General features: G+C 68.1%; 6 protein-coding genes and 1 pseudogene. 2 read left to right on the forward strand and 5 right to left on the reverse strand.

Going from position 1 to position 7,236, the window contains the following annotated elements; genetic code table 11:
- Positions 1-1,254, forward strand: a complete 1,254-nt coding sequence (locus tag AB0B86_RS32840; RefSeq protein WP_357420521.1) for a DUF1501 domain-containing protein — start codon at positions 1-3, stop codon at positions 1,252-1,254.
- Between the two features lie 46 nt (positions 1,255-1,300).
- Here AB0B86_RS32840 and AB0B86_RS32845 read toward each other — a convergent pair whose 3' ends face one another.
- Complete coding sequence (locus tag AB0B86_RS32845) at positions 1,301-1,513, reverse strand: hypothetical protein (protein ID WP_357420523.1); 213 nt, start codon at positions 1,511-1,513, stop codon at positions 1,301-1,303.
- Positions 1,514-1,828: 315 nt separating this feature from the next.
- The gene (locus tag AB0B86_RS32850) at positions 1,829-2,086 is read right to left on the reverse strand and encodes a hypothetical protein (protein WP_357413282.1); all 258 of its coding nucleotides are present in this window, start codon (positions 2,084-2,086) and stop codon (positions 1,829-1,831) included.
- A 133-nt stretch (positions 2,087-2,219) separates the two neighbouring features.
- Between AB0B86_RS32850 and AB0B86_RS32855 the strand changes: the two are divergent.
- Positions 2,220-2,453, forward strand: a pseudogene (locus AB0B86_RS32855) (IS701 family transposase); the annotation flags it as partial.
- A gap of 34 nt (positions 2,454-2,487) precedes the next feature.
- On the opposite strand, the gene AB0B86_RS32860 reads toward AB0B86_RS32855, so the two are convergent.
- From AB0B86_RS32860 to AB0B86_RS32870, 3 genes are all read right to left on the reverse strand, one after another.
- Positions 2,488-2,961 (reverse strand): hypothetical protein, encoded by a 474-nt coding sequence (locus tag AB0B86_RS32860; RefSeq protein ID WP_357413290.1) that lies wholly within the window; start codon positions 2,959-2,961, stop codon positions 2,488-2,490.
- Between the two features lie 244 nt (positions 2,962-3,205).
- Positions 3,206-3,670 (reverse strand): hypothetical protein, encoded by a 465-nt coding sequence (locus AB0B86_RS32865; RefSeq protein ID WP_357413283.1) that lies wholly within the window; start codon positions 3,668-3,670, stop codon positions 3,206-3,208.
- Positions 3,661-7,236 (reverse strand): DUF6531 domain-containing protein (locus AB0B86_RS32870; RefSeq protein ID WP_357420525.1); only part of this gene is annotated, 3,576 nt, incomplete at its 5' end. The genes AB0B86_RS32865 and AB0B86_RS32870, both read right to left, overlap by 10 nt.

A 7,236-nucleotide genomic window follows, 5' to 3' on the forward strand; every position in this document is an offset into this window, starting at 1 on the left:
ATGGACCGACTCACCCGACGCCGCTTCCTGCTCGCCTCCGGCGTGGCCGGCGGTGGTGCCCTCGCCGCCGGAGCCGGCGCGATCACCCTGTCCCGGCTGCTCGACACCGCGGACCCCGAGCAGCGCGTCGCCAGGCGTCCGGTGGAGACAGTAGTCCTGGTCACCCTCTACGGCGGCAACGACGGGTTGAACACCGTCATCCCGTACGCCGACCCGGCCTACCGGGCCTCCCGGCCGGAACTGGCGTACCCGCCGGAGCAGGTGCTGCGGTTGGACAGCGACCACGGTCTGCACCCGGCGATGCGCGGCCTGTCGACGCTCTGGTCGGCCGGACGGCTCGCCATCGTGCACGGGGTCGGCTACCCGAAACCGGACCGCAGCCACTTCCGGTCGATGGACATCTGGCAGACCGCCGCGCCGAACGGCCCGGCCGACACCGGCTGGGTCGGGCGCTGGCTGGACGAGACGCAAGCCCCGGTCGAGGCCGCGGTCAGCTTCGAACCGGTGCTGCCCCCACTGCTCGTCGGACGGCGACGGGTCGGCGCCTGCGTCAGCTACCAGGGCTTGGAACTGCCCGACTGGGTGGCACCCGCCATGGTGGCGTCACTCGGTCGGGTGCAGGCCGGCGAGTCGGCGATGCAGGCCCGGGCCGCCAGCGCCTACGCCGATCTGGTCGACATGGGTCGGCTGGTCCGGGAGGCGGTGGCCCCGACCGCCAGCCCGACCGACGCGACCCCGGTCGCCACCGCCACCGGCACCGGCGGTGGCGGCGCGCTCGGCGCACAACTCGCCCTGGTCGCCCGCTGCGTCGAGGCAGGGGTACCCACCCGGGTGTACTCGGTAAGCCTCGGCGGCTTCGACACCCACGCCGGAGAACGCACCGCCCAGGACGCCCTACTCGGCCAACTCGACGCAGCCCTCACCGGCTTCGTGGACCGGATGGCCGGCAGCGACGCCGGCCGCCGGGTCGCGGTGGTCGTCTACAGCGAATTCGGCAGACGGGTACGCGCCAACGCCTCCGACGGCACCGACCACGGCACCGCCGGACCGGTCCTGGTCGCCGGAGCGCGGGTGGCCGGCGGCTTCCACGGCCAACCACCAAGCCTCACCGACCTGGACCAGGGCGACCTGAAGGCGACAACCGACTTCCGGGACGTGTTCGGAGCGGTGCTCGACACGGTGCTCGGGGCCGACCCGCAGCAGTACCTGCTCGGCTACCGGGGTACACCGCTCCCGCTGTTCCGCGCCGGCTGATGGTCAGGTCCTACTGGGCATACGCACTGCCGGTGCACGTCCGTTGTCATTGAACAAAGTTGGGCCAGAGCCATATCGAACGAATCAGACCAGCCCTAACCCAAACCGCTACACCCTGGGCGATTTCTACCAGCGACGTTGCCGGGTCGCCCTCGACCGACACGCGAAGAGACCCAGCCGCCTGATCGAACTCAGCCTTCCAATCATCGTTACGGGAGATCGACAACGAGACGCCCGCTTCCAGCTCATCGACCGACACCAGGCGCAAGACTCCGGGCACGACGCTGGGCCGCGGGAGGAGAGCCGCGGACCACGAGGTGGCTGGGAGATAGCCCCAGGCGAAGAGGAGTTCACCTGTTTCGATGCCCACTTCCAACTGAAGGGTGTCCGCGACCAGTAACGGTGATAGTTGTATGAGGCACCGGTTTCCGGATCGTGGATCTGTCCAGACACCCCGAACCAGCAGTCCTGCCCGCAGCGCCATGGATCATGCTCGCCGAGATCGGGCCGGGTCTGGGACGCCCGCTGGTCGACACGGTGCAGGGTTCGAGGGGCCCGATCTACGCTTCGGCCGTCAGTCCGAGGTTCGGATCTGCTCCAGGTACGTCAGAGGCTCCCGGCGGAACTCCATGAGCTCCCGCAGCGCGTCCTTCTCCGCCGTGGTGATCACAACGTCCTCCTCCGACAGGGCGCCGACGAGTATCGGGATCGCCAGGTCCCAGGCCCCGGCGCCTCCGGACTCCAAGACGATCGGCCGGTACTTCGGGCTGATCTTGGGTGCGAGCTGGTCGCTGATCTGGCGGCTGTACCGATAGAAATCGTTGACTTCCATGGGTCTACCGTAGGTGCGGTGGCTAGGCCGGCGGGTTGGTGGTGACGCCGTCGCCGTGGGGGCGCGCCTGAGGGCGGCTGTCGGGGTTGGCGGCGATGCTCTTGAACCAGCCCTCGACCTGCGCACCGGTCACCTCGCCGCCGGGCTGCCCCGCCACCCCTGGCAGCGGATCTCCGCCGGCGCGGGAGCGAAGGGCCACCGCTACTACGACTGGGCGTTCATCACCCTGTCCCATGCCGCCGACCAGCACGGCGGGCACCACCGGCTGCTGATCCGCCGCAACCGCACCACCGGTGAGCTGGCGTTCTACCGCTGTTGGGCACCCGAACCCGTCCCGCTGCACCACCTGGTCGCCGTGGCCGGGAGTACTGGAGAGGCACGATTTCGAGACAGCACCCTGATCACGGGCCGAACGGCTGAAATGTGTCACCGCCTTCCGCGTCCGACACGTGTTCGTACTCATGCCGGCGGGTGAACACGCGCCCACGCTCCACTCGCACATATTTATCCTCATGTGGGAAGACGATCGCCGTCCTGCCTCGTGCACGACTCACCTGGAGACCCCCGCCCCCCAGAGCGTCCAGGAAGGAGGCAATGTCGCGCAGGATCTCGTCCGCGAACCATCGCTGAGCAGAGTCGGACGTATCATACAAATCTGTGTCGATGCTGTATCGAAGCTCGGGCGACTCCCCGTTCCGGCCGACGACGAAGTCGAGCAGAATGCCCTTCGGACCTATGTCCACCCGCAGCCGGAAACCATTTCCCGAAACACAGTGCGTGTGCAGCTCATCCTCGGTCTCGACAGTGACGGCGAAGCCGTGGTCACCCAGCCGTTCCATCAGGTGGCCGATCTCACTACCCTTTTTTGGGGCCATTAGTTCCCTACTTACGCAACTCGAGGTCGAAGGTGGATCGGCGACGATCCTTCCCTACCGGACCCCACTTCTTGCTTCGGGGCCGGCTGGCCGCCGAGTCGTGGTGGTCGTCTACAGCGAATTCGGCAGTCGGGTACGCGCCAACGCCTCCGACGGCACACGGCGGCACCGCTGGGCCGGCCCTGCTCGTTCCTGGCCCGTTCGGGGCCGACGGATCGGACCCCGCCGCCAATGCCCAATCGACCTATCCAGCGTCGAGGTACTCCACGACGTAGGGGAAGGAAGCGTCTCGGCAGACCGGGCAGTCTCTCCGGAACTCGTGCTCGGCGATCCGCGGAGCCAGGTCACCCTGAAGTACGGAGATGGCAGTCTCCGCCACCACCGCCCGAACAATCGCGGCACAGTTGCGGCAGACGACAGAACGGACCTCGGCCACCAATGCACCGTGGAAGTCCTTGACATCGACTGTCCCAGCGATGACCCGAGCGTCGACGGCCCGAAGGTCTGTGCCGTCACTCCAGTGCAGCACGTAGGGTAGCGCGGGCATCGAGGGATAGCCGCGCACCAGAATCCGCCGGAGTCGTGGATGGTCGACGAGCAGGCGGTCCTCGAGGGGATCAGCGTTGACCACTTCTCCTGGGATCATCAGGGGTTCGCCCGCCGGAAAGAAGACGAACGGGACGCCTCCCAGGTCGAGGGTCACGGCCATGGCAGCACATCGATCATATTACGCACCAGGATCTCCGACTCACCGGCTCCGGGTAGAGATTGGAAGATCACTTCACTCGGGTTGACAGTGGCCTGATAGATCTGCCCGTTCGGCCCGGCGAAAGTCTTCGCGGTATTGACGTCGCTGGTGAAAGATATCATGGAACGCTCTCCGATCTCCGCCATCTCCGTGCCGAACTCGGCGTGCGCCTGCGCGTAGTTCTGCTCGCTGCCCCACGCACGAACACCGGCCTGGTGAGCATCCTGGGAGGCGCGAGCCGCATCGTCGACAACTCCGCCGCTCTCCATGAAAGCGCGCTGGGCGGCGTCACTCATCAATTTCCCGGTCTCGTCGGCAATGTGATTCTCCAGCGCCCGCGACGTACCTCGGTAAATCGGGATCCCGTTTCCCGCCGGGTAAGGGGCCAGGCCCAGCGGGTCGACAAACCGGAATGGGTTGACGACGTATCGGTAAGGGTTCGAGCCGGGAGCGAGACCGAGGGGGTCGGCGCTGAGGTAGCGGGCGGTGTCCGGGTCGTAGTAGCGGTGATAGTTGCTTGAGGCGCCGGTCTCTGGATCATGGAAGTGCCCGGGGAAGCGCAGCGGACAGTCGACGCCCGTGGCGGTGACCTGGGTGGGGATGCCCCAGATGGTGGTCCGCTGTTGCCAGGCAATGTCGCCGTCGGGGCTGACCAGTTCGGTCGGTGCGCCGACCAGGTCGGTCACGATCGCATAGAAGCGGCGGTTTACCTCGTCCTGACCCACCACCCCGTCGGTCTGGCCGATCGGGGTGAACGCGCCGGGGGCGTACTCCCAGGTGCTGGTCTTCACCTCATCGTCGTGGCGGTGGATCTGCTCGATGAGACGTGGGCCGTCCCAGGCAAGGTCGATCTGTTCGGCCACCGCGCCATCGGCGTCGAGGCGCTGCTTGCTGACCCGCCGACCCAGCGCGTCGTATCGGTAGTGCCACCGGGTGCCGTCCGGCGTCGTCACCGCGACCAGCCGATCCTCACTGTCCCAGGTGTAACGCCACGTCAGCGGCTTGGTTGAACGTTGCGTGAGCTGTCGCAGCGTGACCCGGCCAGCAGCATCGTGTTCGTACCGCAGGTCCCCGGCCCGACGGATCAGGGTGCCGCTGTACTCCCGCTCGCCCCGAGCCGCGACGGCGTCATCCGCTCCGGGCCAGGTGGCGTCGGCGACGTTACCGGCGTCGTCATAGGCGTACCGTTCGGTCCAACCATCGGCCTGCACGGCGGTGACCCGGCCGGCCCGGTCAAGCTCCAGTCGGCGCTCACCGGTGAGCTGGTCGGCGATGTCGGTCAGGTAGCCGTCGGGCCGGTAGCGGTAGGCCCGGTGCGCAACCAGATCCGGCACCGCGTCCGGTCCGGCCGGGTTCGCGGTGAGCACCTGGGCGAGCAGTCGGTGATTCGCGTCCCAACTGTGCGTCAGGGCAAGGTTGCCGACCGTCCGCTGGGTTTCCCGGCCGGTCGCGTCGTGGGTGAAGGCGACAGTGGCGTCGCCGGTCTGCACGGCCACGGGCCGGCTTCCGGCGTCGTACTCCCAGGCGCTCTCCACACCTGACGGAGTTCGTCGCTGGGTCCGCCGGCCGAGCGCGTCGTAGGCGCAGGTCAGGGTGTGGCCGTTCTGAGTTTCCGCAAGCACCCGACCCATCAGGTCGCGCTCGAGGTGGAGGTCGACTTCGGGTGTGGTGGCGTTCAGCAACCGGCCGACCGGGTCGTACGCGAAGGTGGTGGTGCCCTCGACCGTCTGCTTCTGCACCACGTTGCCCAGCAGGTCACGGACCAGGTCGATGCGCTGCCCGAGCCCATTGGTCCGGCTGATGATCTGGCCGGCGCGGTCGTTCGTGTAGGTCTGCGTGCGGCCGTTGAAGTCGGTTTCGGTGATCAGCCGTCCTGCCGGGTCGTAGTCGTAGGACCAGACGAGCCCCTGGGCGTTGGTGACAGTGGTGAGCCGCAGCTCGGTGTCGTAGGCGAAGGCGAGGCGTGCGCCGTCGGGTCCGGTGCGTGCCACCGGCAGGTCGAAGGGGCCTACCTCGTAATGGGTGGTGGCCCCGGTCTGGTCGGTGTGGGTGACCAGGTTGCCTTCCGGGTCGTAGGTCCATTCCTCGCTCGCCCCGTCCGGGCCGCGCCGCCAGGCGAGGCGTCCCTCGACGGTCCAGCCGAGGCGGGTGGTGCCGCCGAGCGGGTCGGTCACCTCAGCAACGCGTCCGGCCGAGTCGCGCCGGTAGGTCGTCAGCGCACCGGTTGGTTCGGTGAACGAGCTGATCAGCCCGGTCGGATCAGTAGCCACCACCGACACGTTGCCGTGGGCGTCGGTCACGTCGGCCAGGTTGCCGGCTTCGTCGTAGGCGTAGCGGGTGGTGGCGCCGGCCGGGTCGGTGATCATGGTCAGGTTGCCGCGTTCGTCGTACTCGCGCCGCCAGATGGCGCCGTCGACATCGGTGACCAGGACCGGCTGGCCCAGGTCGTTGTACGTGGCCGTCGCCCGGCTGCCGTCCGGGCGGGTGACCTCGACCAGGTTGCCGTCGTCATCGTAGGACCAACGAGTCGTCCGCCCGAGCGCATCGGTCTCGGCCTGCTTGCGGTCGAATCGGTCCCAGACGGTGGTGGTGACGTTGCCCAGCGGGTCGGTGACCTGTTCGGCCTGCCGCAGCTCGTTGAGGTGGTAGACCGTCGCGTGGCCGAGCGAGTCGACCACAGTGGTGACCCGGGCCGCGGTGTCGTAGCGCAGCATCCCCGTGAGGCAGCCGCCGGTGCCGGACGTGGCGACGCAATGCCCGTCCTCGTCGTAGGTGTAGCGGTACTCGGTGCCGTTGCGGTCCACCCACTGGGTGACCCGCCCGTCGATGTCGTAGTCGAACCGCAGCGGCAACCCGGAGGAGTTGATGACCTCGGTCAGGTCACCGGCCTCGTTGTAACCGAAGCGGATCAACTCGGTATCGGCGTCGTCCCCGCCGAGGTCGAACCCGACGATCCGGTTCTCCTCGACACGCACCCGCACCCGGTAGCCACCGGAGTGCACCACCTCGACCGGCGCGCCGCTGTCGTCGTGACGCACATCGACCCGGTGACCGTTGCGATCGGTCACCGCGACAAGCGGAAGCTGACCCGCCACAGCGCCGGGCACCGACCCGAAGTGCCACGTCCAACCCCGAGCGGGATCGGTGACCCGGTAGACATCGTCGGCCGGATCCCGCGCCAACGACCACCGCGGCCCCTCGGTCGGCAGCCGATCAGGGCGACCGTCCACGCCGACCGGGTAGATCAACGCCATCCCGTCGGCGGTAGCCAGGTAGACCCCGGCGTCGTCGACCTCGATGCGCTGATCGAGCGTGGACGCCCAGGACCGGCCGAACCAACTCCCCAACCGATACGACGACAGGTGCGTACGCGACAGCAACAACGGCAACGCACCGGGCAACTGGACGTCGGTCTGGGTGAGCACCATGTCACCGCAGGCGACGTCGATCGGATCCAGCCGAGCCAACCGCTTGATCGCCTCGATCCCGTTGGCCCGCGGGTTCGCCAACCCCGCACGCGCCACCGA

Origin of the sequence: Micromonospora sp. NPDC049047 (assembly GCF_040649135.1) — a bacterium.
Taxonomy (GTDB): domain Bacteria; phylum Actinomycetota; class Actinomycetes; order Mycobacteriales; family Micromonosporaceae; genus Micromonospora.

Bases quoted from the DNA above. Each gene is read 5' to 3' on its own strand.
- AB0B86_RS32850 (WP_357413282.1), bottom strand. From the start codon at position 2,086: ATGGAAGTCAACGATTTCTATCGGTACAGCCGCCAGATCAGCGACCAG.
- AB0B86_RS32865 (WP_357413283.1), bottom strand. From the start codon at position 3,670: ATGGCCGTGACCCTCGACCTGGGAGGCGTCCCGTTCGTCTTCTTTCCG.
- AB0B86_RS32840 (WP_357420521.1), top strand. From the start codon at position 1: ATGGACCGACTCACCCGACGCCGCTTCCTGCTCGCCTCCGGCGTGGCC.
- AB0B86_RS32860 (WP_357413290.1), bottom strand. From the start codon at position 2,961: ATGGCCCCAAAAAAGGGTAGTGAGATCGGCCACCTGATGGAACGGCTG.